This is a genomic window from Tenacibaculum sp. Bg11-29 (genome assembly GCF_002836595.1).
GTDB lineage: Bacteria > Bacteroidota > Bacteroidia > Flavobacteriales > Flavobacteriaceae > Polaribacter.
Genome location: NZ_PJBB01000003.1, coordinates 388,362 through 403,364, shown reverse-complemented (window position 1 = coordinate 403,364; position 15,003 = coordinate 388,362). Strand labels below are relative to the sequence as shown.

At 29.7% G+C, this 15,003-nt stretch carries 20 protein-coding genes and 1 tRNA gene; 1 reads left to right on the top strand and 20 read right to left on the bottom strand.

The features are described from left to right. Nucleotides 1-2 precede the first annotated feature (2 nt). The 8 genes from CXF68_RS01930 to CXF68_RS01895 all read right to left on the bottom strand — a co-directional run bounded on the left by CXF68_RS01930 (nt 3) and on the right by CXF68_RS01895 (nt 5,586). Nucleotides 3-212, bottom strand: coding sequence for a hypothetical protein (locus CXF68_RS01930; protein WP_101042672.1), 210 nt, complete (start codon nt 210-212; stop codon nt 3-5). Between the two features lie 36 nt (nt 213-248). Beyond that, nucleotides 249-1,391, bottom strand: a complete 1,143-nt coding sequence (locus CXF68_RS01925; RefSeq protein ID WP_101042671.1) for a hypothetical protein — start codon at nt 1,389-1,391, stop codon at nt 249-251. Between the two features lie 7 nt (nt 1,392-1,398). Beyond that, the gene (locus tag CXF68_RS01920) at nt 1,399-1,986 is read right to left on the bottom strand and encodes a hypothetical protein (protein WP_101042670.1); all 588 of its coding nucleotides are present in this window, start codon (nt 1,984-1,986) and stop codon (nt 1,399-1,401) included. A 27-nt stretch (nt 1,987-2,013) separates the two neighbouring features. Beyond that, nucleotides 2,014-2,352, bottom strand: coding sequence for a hypothetical protein (locus CXF68_RS01915; protein ID WP_101042669.1), 339 nt, complete (start codon nt 2,350-2,352; stop codon nt 2,014-2,016). 2 nt (nt 2,353-2,354) lie between these two features. Continuing rightward, entirely contained in the window at nt 2,355-2,666 is a 312-nt protein-coding gene (locus CXF68_RS01910; RefSeq protein ID WP_101042668.1) for a hypothetical protein, read from the bottom strand. 13 nt (nt 2,667-2,679) lie between these two features. Further along, complete coding sequence (locus tag CXF68_RS01905; RefSeq protein ID WP_198553740.1) at nt 2,680-4,572, bottom strand: hypothetical protein; 1,893 nt, start codon at nt 4,570-4,572, stop codon at nt 2,680-2,682. A 108-nt stretch (nt 4,573-4,680) separates the two neighbouring features. Next, nucleotides 4,681-4,989, bottom strand: coding sequence for a hypothetical protein (locus CXF68_RS01900; protein WP_101042666.1), 309 nt, complete (start codon nt 4,987-4,989; stop codon nt 4,681-4,683). Nucleotides 4,990-5,190: 201 nt separating this feature from the next. Beyond that, the gene (locus CXF68_RS01895; protein ID WP_101042665.1) at nt 5,191-5,586 is read right to left on the bottom strand and encodes a hypothetical protein; all 396 of its coding nucleotides are present in this window, start codon (nt 5,584-5,586) and stop codon (nt 5,191-5,193) included. 142 nt (nt 5,587-5,728) lie between these two features. Between CXF68_RS01895 and CXF68_RS01890 the strand changes: the two genes are divergently transcribed. Then, nucleotides 5,729-6,172, top strand: a complete 444-nt coding sequence (locus CXF68_RS01890) for a hypothetical protein (RefSeq protein ID WP_101042664.1) — start codon at nt 5,729-5,731, stop codon at nt 6,170-6,172. Here CXF68_RS01890 and CXF68_RS01885 read toward each other — a convergent pair. The 12 genes from CXF68_RS01885 to CXF68_RS01835 form a co-directional block, all read right to left on the bottom strand. Beyond that, on the bottom strand, nt 6,169-6,393 hold the full coding sequence (locus CXF68_RS01885; protein WP_101042663.1) for a hypothetical protein: 225 nt from the start codon (nt 6,391-6,393) through the stop codon (nt 6,169-6,171). The genes CXF68_RS01890 and CXF68_RS01885 overlap by 4 nt on opposite strands. A 17-nt stretch (nt 6,394-6,410) precedes the next feature. Beyond that, a complete protein-coding gene (locus CXF68_RS01880) occupies nt 6,411-7,025 on the bottom strand; it encodes a hypothetical protein (protein ID WP_101042662.1) in 615 nt (204 codons plus the stop codon). Beyond that, nucleotides 7,006-7,134, bottom strand: a complete 129-nt coding sequence (locus CXF68_RS21080) for a hypothetical protein (RefSeq protein ID WP_255398596.1) — start codon at nt 7,132-7,134, stop codon at nt 7,006-7,008. The genes CXF68_RS01880 and CXF68_RS21080 overlap by 20 nt, the downstream gene beginning before the upstream one ends. 481 nt (nt 7,135-7,615) lie before the next feature. Continuing rightward, nucleotides 7,616-8,269 carry a hypothetical protein gene (locus tag CXF68_RS01875; protein WP_101042661.1) on the bottom strand — a complete coding sequence of 218 codons (654 nt, stop codon included), beginning with the start codon at nt 8,267-8,269 and terminating at the stop codon, nt 7,616-7,618. Nucleotides 8,270-8,465: 196 nt separating this feature from the next. Then, on the bottom strand, nt 8,466-9,185 hold the full coding sequence (locus CXF68_RS01870; RefSeq protein ID WP_101042660.1) for a DUF2071 domain-containing protein: 720 nt from the start codon (nt 9,183-9,185) through the stop codon (nt 8,466-8,468). Beyond that, nucleotides 9,172-9,498: a hypothetical protein gene (locus CXF68_RS01865; RefSeq protein WP_101042659.1), complete on the bottom strand. Its 327-nt coding sequence runs from the start codon at nt 9,496-9,498 to the stop codon at nt 9,172-9,174. The genes CXF68_RS01870 and CXF68_RS01865 overlap by 14 nt, the downstream gene beginning before the upstream one ends. Before the next feature lie 149 nt (nt 9,499-9,647). Beyond that, nucleotides 9,648-10,334, bottom strand: a complete 687-nt coding sequence (locus CXF68_RS01860) for a hypothetical protein (RefSeq protein WP_101042658.1) — start codon at nt 10,332-10,334, stop codon at nt 9,648-9,650. 48 nt (nt 10,335-10,382) lie between these two features. After that, the gene (locus tag CXF68_RS01855; RefSeq protein WP_101042657.1) at nt 10,383-10,781 is read right to left on the bottom strand and encodes a hypothetical protein; all 399 of its coding nucleotides are present in this window, start codon (nt 10,779-10,781) and stop codon (nt 10,383-10,385) included. A gap of 274 nt (nt 10,782-11,055) precedes the next feature. After that, complete coding sequence (locus CXF68_RS01850; RefSeq protein WP_101042656.1) at nt 11,056-11,823, bottom strand: DUF2310 family Zn-ribbon-containing protein; 768 nt, start codon at nt 11,821-11,823, stop codon at nt 11,056-11,058. Nucleotides 11,824-12,177: 354 nt separating this feature from the next. After that, nucleotides 12,178-13,638 carry a phage integrase SAM-like domain-containing protein gene (locus CXF68_RS01845; protein WP_101042655.1) on the bottom strand — a complete coding sequence of 487 codons (1,461 nt, stop codon included), beginning with the start codon at nt 13,636-13,638 and terminating at the stop codon, nt 12,178-12,180. 241 nt (nt 13,639-13,879) lie between these two features. Then, nucleotides 13,880-13,953 (bottom strand) — tRNA-Ile (locus tag CXF68_RS01840). A gap of 51 nt (nt 13,954-14,004) precedes the next feature. Then, the gene (locus tag CXF68_RS01835; protein WP_101042654.1) at nt 14,005-14,976 is read right to left on the bottom strand and encodes a polyprenyl synthetase family protein; all 972 of its coding nucleotides are present in this window, start codon (nt 14,974-14,976) and stop codon (nt 14,005-14,007) included. Nucleotides 14,977-15,003 lie beyond the last annotated feature (27 nt).

The window sequence follows — 15,003 nt, the reverse complement described above, 5'->3', positions numbered from 1 at the left end:
TTTTAGATACCGTCAACCTCTTCTACAAACAGGCGAAATTCTTTAGGTGTAATAGATCTTTTGTATTTCGCTATTTCTATATCAATACTTCTAGATTCAGAAATTATTCGATTAATTGTTTCTTTAAGAAATCGGGTAGATAATTTCCAATAATGATTTGATAATTCTTTTTTTGTACTCATCATAGGTGGGTACGCTATTTGATGCTCCATATTATTTATTTTTATAATAGTATTATTCTTTGTTGATTAGAAGTACACATCGTTGTAATTAGCCTGGATAAATTCAGGTAAAACAACCACCTCTTTGACATACTCGTTATGATTAAATTCCCTGGTATTTAGATACTGATAAGAGACCTTTAAAAAGGAATTTTGGACAAACTTTTCAAAAGAAATAAACTCTTTTTCACTTAGGTTTGGTTTAAACTCTCCAGCCTGTAGTTTGTCTATTATCAGTAAGCAGAAAGACATGAAATCATTATATCTTAGGTAATCAGTCTTATTCGCATAATCTAAATAAGTAATCAATTTTTTATACCGCTCTACGAGCGCAAAAATATCTTTCGCATCGTTCGTTATTAAAAAATCTCGAACGATTAAACTCTCTTCGGATAAGCTGTTTACCGGTAACTTCCCTAAATATTCAAGATCAATAGCACCAATGAAACCTTTTCTCCAACGGATGTTTTTTAAAGTGCAATTGTGCGGGTTCTTATCAATATAAACATAGACTCTATTATCACACGTTTGGCTATCCGTAAAATATTTTAGAATTAATTTACCGACTCTATAAGATTGTTTATGAAAATAAACAGACATATGCCCTTTCACAATGCTATTGGTAATTTCTTTTAAAATCCCTTGATTATTAAACCGCAATACCCTGCCTAAATCAGAAACGTAATAAGAACCATCTGCGAGATCTTTCATCTGTTTCCATCTTTCACACGGATTGAACACAATGAAATTTACATGACGTTGCGTTTTTAATCTTTTATGTATTCGCTCAAAATCAAAATCACTGCCTTTATTCCATTTTAAATTTAATAAGCTATTATCACTTGTATTTCCATTAAGATGCGTGTATCGCCTTCTTCCGGTAGCACCACCCACAAAATATTTTAAAACCAATTTACCAACACGTTTCCTTGAGAATGTTTTTCGAAGTCCGGTTGTATATTCTATAGTTACGTAATACGAATTACAGAAATAAGCTTGTTTTATTTCATGGAAAATTCCCTGGTTATTAAACCTCATTATCTTACCACAACTAGAGACAAAATAAGAACCATCCGCCAAGTCTTTCATTTGAATCCAACGATGTTTTGAGTTGAACACGATAGGAATACATGCAATCATTCTTTTTAGGTACTTCTTTTCTTCTATCATCTTGAATCTAGTTTACTGAAGTTGGTTTATTTTTACATCTCCCTTTATGTGCATTCAAAGCATTGACAGATTTGTATTCCTTTTCACAATATTCGCAAGTGATTTGCTCAATTTCGCTAAGCACTTGCTTTAGGTTGTCAAGTACTAGCTGCTTTTGGGTACACTCCAAATTAATTTCGCTAATCGTTCGCTTCATTTCGCTTTTACTCTGCTCAAACTTCGCTGCAAAAACGGTGATCAATTGGTAGCCAATAAAAGCCATAAAAAAACTAATGAAACCTGATTTTATAGCATCGTTTAAAGATGGAGCATTGAACACATCGAACACCATTAAAAGCATAAAGCCATCCATAAGCGCAATAGCATAAGGAGTCAATTTATTAGAATCATTCAATGAAATAATAAGCAGCCCTGTTGATAAAGCAGTACCTGAAACACCCGCAGCAATCAGTCTAAATATATCGCTGGTAATTATTGGCGTTAGTATTTCAAATAGCAAAACAGAAAGCTTTAAAGCATAACCTACTATGTAGAGTATAACAGCAATCGAAACCGCTCTTAAACTGGTCATTTTATCCTCTAGTGTATAATTCATTTAAACCTGTTTTTAAAAATAAGTTGTTTAGCATCCTTCATGATCCAGTTTATTTAGTACGTTTTGAATACCGAATTTTTCAAAATGATTCTCTCCAATACCATATAGTTCAAAACACAATTTTTTTAAAGCCCAAGCCTCATGAAAATCTAACGTGAATGAGATTGGTTTTTTAGCTTCAAACAGATCAAGTTTCTTTTGAATCGTCTTGTATCTCTTATCAAACTTATCGGCTAAAATCAAACCGATTGATACCGCAATCTTTTCCTCTTTCTCAAGCAATGAAAAGTTTAAATCATACAACTTGCTTGTGATTTTGTGAAGAGAGATCAGCTCGTTAATTTTTATACTTAATTTGACTTTCATAATTAAACAGGTACACTTGTTACTAATTGACCACTTGTATTGCTGTAAAAATTTATTTTATTAGCAAAGCCCGCATATTTTGACTCTTGGAACCGTCTATACATTGCGTTTACCAATACATTTGGATCCTTTTTGTTTTTGCTTAAATGGTTGTACCAAACAGGATTTATTTTTCTACCACCGGAACCTGAAATTTTCAAATCATTATTCCCATTTTTTAAAAGAATGACCATTTTTAATTCACTACAATTAGGACAGGTAATTTTATTATTAGCACCACAGGTACATTTTTTAGATTGGTTTTCTTGGCTCATGTTTTTGTTGTTTTTATGCTAGGTTTGTATTTTGGTTTTTAATTAAATTGGGTAATAAGAGCAAATACTCATGCGGTAAATTATCCTGTACATAATTGAATAATTGTTCCTGGTTGTATGTGCCTAATTCATATTTACTAATTGCCCTGGTAAGTTTCTTTTGAGCTGATAATCGGCGTTTTCTTATGTTCGAATCTTGAATTTCCTTTTTACCGTTTATTTCTTTTTTCTCCAGGTACTTCAAATGACTTTTCCAAATAGAATGCAATCCGTAAAACCCGAGTTCATTTGACTTTGTTCTTGTTTTATCGAAGTATGCAAAAGGAAACAAGGCATTCACCTCTTCCTTTTTTAGAAACCAGTTTCTTGCAAACTCTAATTTCCAACGATACTCTTTTAGTTTTGCGATCACGGTTTCTTTATTCACCATATTGACAAACATCTGCCCCTTTAATCGGTTAATGGTGTTCTTCCAGTCCCCGACGTATACGTTGTGTTTCTTCCAAATTTTAGCAGACGACTTTATAAAATCTTGGAGTATGACATGCTTAAAATCTTCTGTAGAAAGCAACCCATACTGTACAATTTTCAATAAATAATCATACCGTTCGCCTTTGTAATGGTCATATTCACCAGCAGCTAGTTTTTTAGCCAATGTTTGATCATCCTCCAGTTTATTTAAAAAATTCTGGGTTAATTGATTGGTGGTTTTCATTGGTTTTGAAGTAGTATTCAAAAAATCGGACAGATTTATTTTATTTGCGCCGCCGAAAGAATTTTGTTTTTCATTTCTTATCCCCTTGGTGTTCCTGTAGCCGCCTGCAAGGCGTTCGGAGTAACTTTCGTTGTCCTGTTCCGGCATCGAACCAGATTTCATCAAGGCTGTGCTATTTGCACAGTCTTTTATTTCTTTTTCTTTTAATATTTTAGTTCTAGTAGTCTCATTACTATCGTGCAAGTTCTTCTCGATTAGGAGGGTAAACGATTTGTTTTGAGCAGGTTGGGGTTTTGGAGGATTCCCCTCTAAAACTTCAATAATCAGAGGATTAAAATTTACAGAAACAGGCTTGTTTTGATTAATACGGAGGTAGTTGGTTAGAATATCAGCCTCTCGAAGTCTTTTAATATGGTTTTGTGCAGTCTTCTTACAAATAGAAAGCCTTGGGATGTCCGCTATTTTATGAGTGGCTAATTTCCTGTGATCTATTTTTAGCTTAGGCAATGAATTTTTTAAAGTACGGGGACTTTTTTTCATTTCTAATAGGTAGGCATTACGTGTTCTTAATTGCGACACGTAAAAACCTACCAAAACATGAAAAACCAACTCACTAGAATATTTTATTTTTTGGATAGCTCTCTTTGGAATAATTGCGTTTCCTTTATTCTCTTGAATAACTAATTCGTTGTAGTCTCTTGCAAACTCCTTTTTGTTTTGCGTATGAAATGCAGCTTTGCGCTTTTTTTGCGTTTCTGAAAGCTGAAAATGTTGCGCAACAACCGTATTGTTGTATTTTCTAATATCGTCGTTCTCTACATCCGTTTTCTCGTTGTAATTGAATACGTACTGTCTGTACTTGTCCATGGTGCCTTTAACAGCTTGACGATCTAAATAAGGATAGTTTATATAAGCATATTGCTTTTGTTCGTTCTCTCGTTCATTTCCTCTTTTAAGGAGTAATAAACCATGTGCAGTATTAAATACCGCTACCGCTTTATTGTATTGCGTGTTTGTAAGTTTATTTCGATACGCAGTATCAATAAAATTTTTGATGGTATGCTGAAGTATCGGGTCAGGTTTTCGCGTATTTAAACCATCTTTAACAGCTTGGTTGTAAAGACCAATAGCGCTAAATATTATATTACTTTTTTGCGCTTTATTTGTGTTATTATCTGTATTTTTGTTCATAGGAAAACAAGGTGTTTTTACCAATCTTTTTAAGATTGATTTGATCATACTTATTTCTTTGGTAGAGAGTGGTAGAGGCTTCGAAATTTCTAACCACTTTCTTTAGTTTTAGGCTACTTTGTCTATTAGTACTTTACAATTCCCAGCCCTCTTTATTAAGAACTCATTTAATTTATTTTCTAGGTCGCTACTTTTGTAGAAGGTTAAAGATTCGGAAGGTTTAAACTTTTCTAAGAATTTTAAAAACTCGTTAAAAACCGTATTATTACAGGTAATTAATGATTTAAATTGATTGTTGGGTGCGTGGCTATCTTTCTCTTTTACATAAAAAAGTTGTAGTTTTTCTGAGAAAAATACTTGAATGCTGTTTTGTGATTTGATAGTGCAATTCTGCTGAGTGATCTGACCTTTTTTCATTGCTTACGTATTTATTAATTTAAAGAAAGTAACTCACAACTTATTTTAAATAGGTCAGTATCTAAAGTTGTTATCTGGTAACATTCGTTGTGAGTTACTGAGTAGATAAGCTTTCCTTATCCCCTTGGCATTGTTTACTAGCTATAAAACTGACCTTTTTAGCACTTTTTAATTTATTTTTTGTCTTTTTATTATGGTTCTTTAAACAGCTAATCTGTCTAATTCATGCTGAATAGATTCAATCTTATATTTCCATGAAGTATTGTTATGCTCTCCAGGAATGCAAATGATTTTAGAATTAGGATCTTCTCTTTGATTTTTAAGCCAATAATCAGTAATGTTGTACATTATTATTGCTTCTTTATGAGAAACATATTTTTTCCTATTATCTATTCTGTTACTAATACTTACGTTGGTTAACATCTCTTCTAAATCTGATTTCTTTAAAATAATTAACCCTTTTTCGTCGTTATTTATTAGTAATTCTTGTTTGTTAATTAGGGTAGGAGCAACAACTTGTAAAAACAGATTTCTATCTTCGGTCGTTAAATTACCAAAGTGCTGCATTACTGTTTTTATGTTCGTTTGTTGTATCACTTGTATTTATATTAGCCCTGTTATAACAAGTTATTTGTTATATTTGTTTTGTTGAGTACAAATGTAGATAGAAATAAATACATATGAAAACATTTAAACACTTTTATGTGTAAATGTTTTTTTTGTGTTTAAAAATAAAGAAATGAATATTAAAACTGATAAAGAAAGAATTGAGTTTTTATTAAACTATCTTAAACTTTCTAGAAATGCTTTAGGCGTTGCTATTGGTGAAGCTAATGGAAGTAAATTTAACCACATAATTGGTGGAAGAAATGGTATCTCAGAAAATTTAGCAAAAAAAATTACTGAAACATTTACCGAAATTAGTTATGAATGGCTAGTTAATGGTTTAGGTGAGGCAATTGTTAATGTTGAAAAAGAAACAAATGAAGATTTAAATTATATATCTTACTCTAAAGGAAATAAGATAGATGTTGATGTTATTGTAGATACAATTTTATTAAATGAGGAGAAATTTAATAGAAACCCTAGATATAAAAAGTACTTAGAGTCTATAGAAGATAAGGCTATAATAAAATATCAAGAAAAATTAATATTAGAATATAAAAAAACAAAAGAAAACTAATTAAAAGCTAATCCTGATTTATGGCAATTATAATTATCAATTGATATTGTTTCAATTATTAATTTTGTGCTTTTTTCGATTTTTATTTTATTTTTTTCAAGCTCTTCATCACTCAATATATCTAAGTCAGCTCTAATCTCTTTGATTGTTTCTTCATCAAAGTAATTAGCATTTTTAAGCTTTCTTAGCTCTTCAGCTCTTATGTCATTATTATAGATCATAACATTTTTTATTTTCTTTAATCGACTAACTTCTCAAATGTTTTTAAATAATCTTTAACGTATTCTTTCTTGTTTTCATTTGGAACATGGTTTTTCCCTTTTAAAACAATATGATTTGTTAATAATTTGATTTTATTTAAAATTTGGTTTCTAGACTTTATCATATTATAACTTACTACTGTAGATAATATAGAGACAATCCCAATTACTAGATAATATAATTCTTCTGGAAAATCAGCTCGATACCAAAATGCCCAGATTATAAAATAGAAAGAAATCAATATAGCTAAGGTGCTTGCGATTCTTAATGCATTTTTTATTTCTTTAACGTTAATATAAAAAGAAGAATAAAGAATTAATATAGAAAAATACAGCATACTAATAGGTTTTCCTGTTGAATACCAGAATTTCCTTAAGTTTGTATAGCCAAAATAAGTTACTTCTCTTTTTCTGGTTATATATTCCTTTCTTTCTAGTTTACCCAGTTTGTAATCTTTTTTAACCTGTTCTAATTGAGTGTTTTTTGTGTTAGGGAACATTATGTGAACAAATGGAGCTGAACAAGCAAGCACAGCTCCTATTACTAGAATTGCAGCAGAAATCTTTACTTTATTAATCGTTATCCCTGTCATTAGGTTCTTCAATATCATCTTTATCTATAAGTTGAATTTCATCTTTTTCTTCTACTAAATTTTCGTCAGTGTTATCTGTACAGCTTGATAAAAATACTACACTAAACATTACTAATACTATAAATACTTTTTTCATTTTTACTTTTATTTAAAATTAATATTTTAAAGCAAAAATAAAGTTATTATCCTTAAGTGTTATGTATTAGGCGTTTGCAATTTTACAACAAATAAACGCACTTTTTTTTTAATGTACAATACCTAGTACCCCTAGTTGTAAATAGGGGCAACCCTTAAAGCGTTAACATTTATTTAACGTTTTAAGTTTTAGATAAAAAAACAATACTTGCTGAGTGTTGTTTTGTGGTAAGTAATTTTTTATTGGCTAACGTTTGGCTATTGTTAGTAAGGGGTTTAAAAGTAGTAAACTTTGGGTTAATTACTTAGCTAATTTTTTTATTTTGTTTTACCTTTTTCAATATTAAAGTCAAATCAAAAGATTTGACGGACATTATTAAAAAGCACCAACCCCGTTTTAATTATAGCTTTTGTTGTAAAACGTTTTTTTGTCTTTTTAGAGTAAGAATACACGGTTATTTTTTTATTTTTATTCCGTATTTAATTACATTCTTTTCATCCGTTGTCATTTTGCGTTCATGAATTTCTTCCCAAAGTTTAATTATTTTTTTTCGTCTAGTAATCCCTAATTCCTTAACATGAGATGTCCAGATCCAAATAGAATAAAGGTATGCCTTATATTGAGCATTATGAGCTCCATATCCGATCAATATTTTACCATAATCAAGTTTCCCCCCAATGCTTTCCTTTTTTATATAACCAATCGGGTCTGAGATAGAATCTTTCTCTTTTGTATTAGAAACTGCTAAATTACTTTCACTACTATTTTTATCTAGTTCTTTGGCTTCATTTTTAGTATGTTCAATGAAGTTAAAACCATGTTTTTCATTCAGTAACTCTATAATTTTATAATCATAACAATTATTAATGTAAATTCTTGAAGCTTCAATTTGAATGCCATAGTTTTCAATTATTTTTTTATGCGTTTTAGTGTAATCATATGATTTTTGAAATTTTAAAACAAAAGTTTTATTACTAAAGTCTTCCTTAGCTTTTTCAAATTGGCTGATGCAATGTAAGTTCGTTGTATCAGGTTTATATTCAAATTGAGCTTGGATATTTATAATAAAGGCAAGAAAAATAATTATCAATAATACTATTTTTTTCATAAATGTTTTAGAACGTTTAGTATAGGAACGTAGGGCAGGTGATAAGCACTATTGTTTCGGTTTATTACTTAGCTAAATATAAATATTTTGCTTTTATCTTTACTACTATAAATGCCAAATTTTATATTTAGCAGACTTTGTTAATACTCACAAACCTTTCGGTTTAGCACAAACGCCCTATGTTTTTTATACCTTGTTAGGTGCAGTTTTTTATTTTCTTCAACCCTATCCATTCGTGTTCAATGTCTTTCATTAAAAGTGCATTGTCAAATTTAATAGAACCTTTTGGGAAAATATCTTCATTTTCAAAAAAGCTCGATTTTACAAAGTCAACATTTAAAAGCGATACTTTCCAATTATAAGCTTTCAATTCAAGTCCATCATAATCATTTTTGTCAGGCGAATATCCAATAGAACCATCTTCAAAGAAATCAGACAGACATTGAAGGTTTTTAAATACACTTTCGTCATTCCAAGTATTAGTTTCTTTTGCTCTAATTGACAGAGAAGTTTTGTCAGCGCTTACAAATCCAACCTCATAATTACCATTACTCTCATTTACTGTAAAGTCTGCTAAATGATGAATTCCAGGGAATATAGTTCCACCAGCTAATGAATTTAATTTTGAAGAAGTATCTCTTCTTGGAATATAAACTCCTTCTTTTTGCACTCCATTTTCAGTCCATTCAACCGCGATTCTATGTGCTCCGTTTTCAGATGAGATTCCAATTTGTTTTGGTAACCCTTTCGGTCTAATTTCTTTTAATCTGATTAGGCAAATTCCAGCAATCCCTTTTCCGTTTACTAATTTAGGTTTAAAAGGTTTTGGTAAATAGTTTTCCAATACTTCTTTATCAACTTGATAGTTGATTAAAATTCTTCGGTCTATTACTCCTTTTATTCTAGGTATTTTCATTATTGGGAGTTTTAATTTTCAAGCTTTTAAATGTTGGAAAAGAGATTAACGGACTAAAGTCAACTTTCCAAAAGTCTAATTCAAAAAGCTTATCATTATTGTCGCAAGTTAATTCGATATCAATTAAAACGCCATCTTTATCAATGTATTCTGCTGATACTATTTGTCTTTTACGTGATTGTGAACCTTCTAAGTCAAATGATATTGAACCCATTCCTTCATCATTTATTTCCCTCACCATTTGAGGAATATCAAATTGACTATTGGTAAGTCTTTGTAATAATTTAAGTTCTATTTGTTTTAGCGGTCTCATTTTTTATTGCGGCTAACGAGTTTGTATAAGGTTAGTTGCGTTGTTTAAGTATCTAATTTAGTAAATACAAACGTAATAGAAAATCTGCGAGGATTTTCGTAAGTAAGCTTGTCCTAGCAATTAATTTTATACGATGTTGTAAAATGTTTTTATTTATTTGTTGTTATATTTTCCGTTTCTGACAATATTTTATTTTCAATATTGTAAAGTCCGTATTTAGGTTTAGAACTTTCGGTTTTAAAGTTTAATAAAAGTTCTTTATTTTTATTTACCCATTCATATTGTTTTATTTTTCGGTCAGAAACTTTGATTAGGTTTTCTCCGTTTAAATCTGATACATAAACATAATGTTGGTCTCTTCTGTCAATTTTTCCGTCACCGTTTGAATCTTCTACAGCAATATAAAAAGACAAATGAGTTATTTTTCTAATCATATCCTTGTTATGAGAATAAGCGTTTGAAATAAACATACTTTTGATTGAAGCATTTTCCTTTAATAATCTTCTTTTTTGATTGAAGTTTTTGTCAAGAAAAATAAGGTTCACTGTGTTTTTTGGAACTTCATATGGTAAATTTATTTCTTCAATTTCCTCAACTACAAATTCTGAATCATCTATTATTTTAGCATATTCTGCAACCAAATAATTTTCTGAATTAGGGATTCCGATTAGAGAACTTTGTTTTATTTCATATTCAGTTTCTACAACTTTAAGCTCATTAAATTCATCATTCGAATTAAATTTATTTTTAAAATGATTTCCTAATACAAAAAGAATGAAAATAGGTATTAGTATTCCATTAATAATCAAAAGAAATCGTACAAATTTATTTTTCATAGTTTTTTGGTAAATGTTTTATATACCGTGTTATGTGCTTTTTACTCTCTAATTATAAACTTTCTCAGGGAGTAATGTTTTAATCTCTATGTCATGCTTATTAGATAAATTGTGATTTAGGACACTGTCTCCTTGAAGTTCGTCTAATCTCTTGAGTTTTTTCATAGGCGAGTCATCTATAATTCTCATTAGTTGGTGTCCGTATTTTTCAATTCGATCACTAGGAAAAACTAAATGGCCATAAATATAATTCTTCGATATCTTTTTGAAAATAGATTTCAGACCTGTGTTTTTTGTGTATAAATCAACTGATAAATCATACATGAAATTTTCAACCCAGCTAATCTCTAGGACAAGAGTTCCATCTGTTACGTCTCTTTCAGCCTTTAAATAATATGCTGTATCAGCATATTCTCTTTTATGTTCTTTAATTATTTTCCATTTCATAATGGATTTTTTTAATAGTATGAATTGAACTTAATTTCTATATCAACAGACATTATTTTTTGTTATTTCACATTACGTCTCAGTATAAGAAGCGCAGGGCAGTTAAAAAGCACTTCGTTTCGGTTTTTTACTTAGCTAAATATAAATATTTTGCTTTTATATTTCGGTTAAATGCTAAATTTTATATTTAGCGTACTTTGTAAATATTCACAGATCTATCGGTTTAGCACAAACGGCCTATATTTTTTAGACATTGTTACCTGCTGGCATTATTTCAGGTGTTTGGTGATATTGTCGATATTATATTACAGTTATCACATTTAAAGTCATAACAATCATGTATTTGTTTTTTTAAATCCCACTTCTCATTACAATTTGGACAATGTCTTTCTGATTGGTCTTCTTTAACTTTTTTATAATTATGTAAATAGTAAAAGGTCGGAACTAAAGTTAATTCTGCAATTTTTCTGCATATTTCAAGTCCTTGTTTAGAGAGTTGTGAATTTATTTTTTGCATTTGATTTAAAGCCCATCGTTCGCCGACTTCACAATTCATCTGTAAGCTATCGCAAGAGACATAATTGGTTTCCCAACTTAGTATTGGCAAATAACCATAATCATGATAAATAGGAAATCTATAAAGTGGTACAGACTTGTTACAAGTTCCACAAGTTACTGGAGACTCAATCGTAATATAATTAGTAATTAAAATATAAAAATCAGATTTTTCGCATTCACAAGGTGTTTTGTAACTATCATAAGATTTTCCTACTGTTTTAAATGTTAGTTTAGAATTACAAAGGTTTTCAATTTTTTCAGTTTGCTTGTTTACATAATAGTTATTATTTTTTTTCTCTAAAGAATGTTTTTCAAGAGTAAAAGGTAAACAAACTATTTTATCGTTTTCAATATATTGAGATTCAATTCGACCTTGTGTCTGTCCATTACTACGGTAGAAAGACATAAGTAAACCAAACTCATCAATAAGTTCGTCTTTGTTAACTTTTGTATTTATTTCTATTGATATTCTTTGAGTGTACATTGTTTTTTACGCTTGCAGGTAACAAAGATATATAGTTAATATTAACTACATATCTATTTCTTTTTCCAAACTTACTAATTAATTTTAAGTTGCGAAATATTTTATATATCAACAGATTTTCTTAGTTTTAATAGCTTTCTAACATGGTAAATACAAATTAAAAAGTCATACCTATTTATTGGCTAACCGAATATTCGGTTAACTATATTTACCTTAATTATGTCAAAGTAACTTTTTATCGTTTTATTTACCTAGCGGAATAGTTAATGTTTAATTAATAGAGTAAACGAAGGATTAATAATATTTTGAGTATAAAAAAACAACACCTTGTGAGTGTTGTTTTGTAGTATGTTTTTACTGTTTTTTTAAAAGATAGATCTTTTTAAAATACCGAGGTTGAGAATATTTTTTTAAAGTTGTTTGGTCTGTGATTTCTTTTAAACTCGGTTGTTTATCAAAATATTTATATTTCCAGCTTCTTGTATTTTTTTCGTTAAAGTACTCTAATTGATACACAAGCTTTGTCTCGAGTTTTATATTTGATGTAGCTATAATTTCACTATGAAATTTATCTCTTTCTTCTTCTGGGTACACATCTTTGTATATGGTATCAACATCATCTCTTTCATGCCCCATTAAGGCACGTAGTAAATCAGGTTCAATATATTTTCTGTTTGCAATAGTAGAAAAAGTGTGTCTAGCAACTTTGGTTGTAATTTTACCGCCCAGGGGTAAGAGTTCTAATTTATGATATTCCTTTCCTGTAAGAGATTCAATTAATTGTATATGCTCGTTGTATCTTTTTTGTGTTTTATCTAAATTGTTATTAACTCTACTTCTATAATTTTTATAACCGGTATAATCTTTTCTCCCAGGAATAAGAAAGTTGTCTCTGCTAATGAATTTGTTTAATAGGATATTGGTTTTGTTGAAGATTTTTAAATCAAATTCATAGCCACCTTCATCTAATTTACCACGAGTAAAATATACTCTCCCGTTTTTTGAAAGTTGTTTTTTTTCTAAGTGATAAATGTCTGTTAAATCTTGACCTCCAAAATAAAATTGAAGTAAAAATAAATCGATTGCTAATTGTTGTCCTTTAACTAAGTTGCCTTCAAAACTTTCTAATAGCTTAATTGATTCTGCCGAAAGGTTTCTTTTTTTTGTTCTATTTTTTTTTACAGATATTCCCGAAAATACGCCTTCAAAAGGATTGTGTTCGGGCTTTATTTTATGTCGCCTGGTACATTCGTTATAAATTGCTCTTAATGCCCTCATGTAGGCAGCTACCGTATTTTTTTTATTACCTAGTTTAAGTTTCTGGTTCTTAAACTCTGTAAGTAAATTATAATCAACTTCTGAAATATCTATTTGGCTTTTGAATTTTTTTAACTGATTTAGTGCTGTTATATAAGATTCAGCATTTCCTTCTTTTTTAATTCCTTTAGACGAAACTATTTCTTTCTTTTCTTTAGATAATTCAAAACCAAAATTTATAAAATCAACTTTTCCAGTTTCGTTGAGTTCTAGTTTACCGTTTAAGGCACTTTTTATGTAATTTATTGTTATGCTATTGTCATCTAATGCTTTTAGCAATAAGCTATCTAAAAGGCTTTTTTTCTTACGGATTAAAAATTGTCTTGTTTTATCTTTCTTAGGTTCTTGTTTATTAAAATCCCAATCTTCAATATGGAACTTCATTTTTAAAGAAAATGGTTTTTGTTGTCCGTTAGCTGTCAATTCACATATTAAAGGATAAGCCCCATTTTTTAACTGTTGCCCACTTCTGGTATTTAAAAATATCTTGCCTTGCATAAAAGTAGCTTAAAAAATTCGTAAAAATTTTGTAAAATATAGCTTTATAACTCTTTATTTCACCTTATTTCGCTTTACACAAAGTTAGAAATATCTTTCGTTTAATGTTAAAAAACCTATTTAAAAATTGTTTTCAATGGTGTTGAGAAGTGTGTTCGGTGTATGTAACTAATTGATTACTAGTACTGTGTTTTGGTTTTTAACAACAAAAAAGCCTTACTATTTCTAGTAAAGCTTTTCGTGGTCCCACCAGGACTCGAACCTGGGACCACCTGATTATGAGTCAGGTGCTCTAACCAACTGAGCTATAGGACCGTTAAATTAGGACTGCAAAAATAGTACTTTTTTTAGAATAAAAAAGTTTTTTTACACTTTTCTACTCATTAAGTTTTCACCGAATAAACGAAGCCCTTTTTTAGCTGTTTCATTAATGTTTAAAGGAGTTAAGCTTTCAAAAGCCTTATTTGTGTAGTACTCAATAAGTTCGTGTGTATGGCTAGGTATTTTATTCGCAGAAAAAATAGTAGAAACAGTATTTATTTTTTCTGAAATATTTTTTTGATCTTCATTGTAAAGCGTATGTAATTTTTCTTTATCAGCATCATTTGCTACCTCTAAAGCTTTTAAATAAAGAAAAGTTTTCTTGTTTTCGATAATATCTCCTCCAATTTGCTTCCCAAAAGTTTCAGGATTACCGAAAGTATCTAAATAATCATCTTGTAATTGAAAAGCAATACCAAGATTTAAACCATAATTATATAAATGTTGTGCCTGATCTTCTGTCGCTTCTGCTACAATTGCACCCATTTTTAAGGCAGCTGCCACTAAAACAGATGTTTTTAGCGTGATCATTTTAATATACTCATCAATAGTAACATCATTTCTAGTTTCAAAATCAACATCTAATTGCTGACCATCGCAAACCTGAAGAGCCGTTTTACTAAATAATTGTGCTAGTTTTTGAAAAACAGTAGGACTGTAATTTTCAAAATACTGATACGCTAAAATTAACATAGCATCACCAGATAAAATTCCTCTATTAAGATCCCATTTTTCATGAACTGTTTGGTTACCTCTTCGTAAAGGAGCATCGTCCATTATATCATCATGAACCAGTGTGAAATTATGAAAAACTTCTACTGCTAACGCAGCAGGCATTGCTTTGGTGTAGCTTCCAGAAAAAATATCAGAAGCAATAAGTGTTAAAACAGGTCTAATTCTTTTTCCACCTATTTGAAGAATGTAATCAATAGGTTCATAAAGGTTTTTAGGTTCCTTTATAATTTTATTAGAATCTAAGTAAGATAAAAAGTCTGACTGATATTTTAGTATGTCCAAATCTTAAAATTTTTGTAAAAATACGTT

Coding starts and splice junctions, on each gene's coding strand:
- CXF68_RS01930 (WP_101042672.1), bottom strand. CDS start 212: ATGGAGCATCAAATAGCGTACCCACCTATGATGAGTACAAAAAAAGAA.
- CXF68_RS01925 (WP_101042671.1), bottom strand. CDS start 1,391: ATGATAGAAGAAAAGAAGTACCTAAAAAGAATGATTGCATGTATTCCT.
- CXF68_RS01920 (WP_101042670.1), bottom strand. CDS start 1,986: ATGAATTATACACTAGAGGATAAAATGACCAGTTTAAGAGCGGTTTCG.
- CXF68_RS01915 (WP_101042669.1), bottom strand. CDS start 2,352: ATGAAAGTCAAATTAAGTATAAAAATTAACGAGCTGATCTCTCTTCAC.
- CXF68_RS01910 (WP_101042668.1), bottom strand. CDS start 2,666: ATGAGCCAAGAAAACCAATCTAAAAAATGTACCTGTGGTGCTAATAAT.
- CXF68_RS01905 (WP_198553740.1), bottom strand. CDS start 4,572: ATGAACAAAAATACAGATAATAACACAAATAAAGCGCAAAAAAGTAAT.
- CXF68_RS01900 (WP_101042666.1), bottom strand. CDS start 4,989: ATGAAAAAAGGTCAGATCACTCAGCAGAATTGCACTATCAAATCACAA.
- CXF68_RS01890 (WP_101042664.1), top strand. CDS start 5,729: ATGAATATTAAAACTGATAAAGAAAGAATTGAGTTTTTATTAAACTAT.
- CXF68_RS01885 (WP_101042663.1), bottom strand. CDS start 6,393: ATGATCTATAATAATGACATAAGAGCTGAAGAGCTAAGAAAGCTTAAA.
- CXF68_RS01880 (WP_101042662.1), bottom strand. CDS start 7,025: ATGACAGGGATAACGATTAATAAAGTAAAGATTTCTGCTGCAATTCTA.
- CXF68_RS21080 (WP_255398596.1), bottom strand. CDS start 7,134: ATGTTTAGTGTAGTATTTTTATCAAGCTGTACAGATAACACTGACGAA.
- CXF68_RS01875 (WP_101042661.1), bottom strand. CDS start 8,269: ATGAAAAAAATAGTATTATTGATAATTATTTTTCTTGCCTTTATTATA.
- CXF68_RS01870 (WP_101042660.1), bottom strand. CDS start 9,185: ATGAAAATACCTAGAATAAAAGGAGTAATAGACCGAAGAATTTTAATC.
- CXF68_RS01865 (WP_101042659.1), bottom strand. CDS start 9,498: ATGAGACCGCTAAAACAAATAGAACTTAAATTATTACAAAGACTTACC.
- CXF68_RS01860 (WP_101042658.1), bottom strand. CDS start 10,334: ATGAAAAATAAATTTGTACGATTTCTTTTGATTATTAATGGAATACTA.
- CXF68_RS01855 (WP_101042657.1), bottom strand. CDS start 10,781: ATGAAATGGAAAATAATTAAAGAACATAAAAGAGAATATGCTGATACA.
- CXF68_RS01850 (WP_101042656.1), bottom strand. CDS start 11,823: ATGTACACTCAAAGAATATCAATAGAAATAAATACAAAAGTTAACAAA.
- CXF68_RS01845 (WP_101042655.1), bottom strand. CDS start 13,638: ATGCAAGGCAAGATATTTTTAAATACCAGAAGTGGGCAACAGTTAAAA.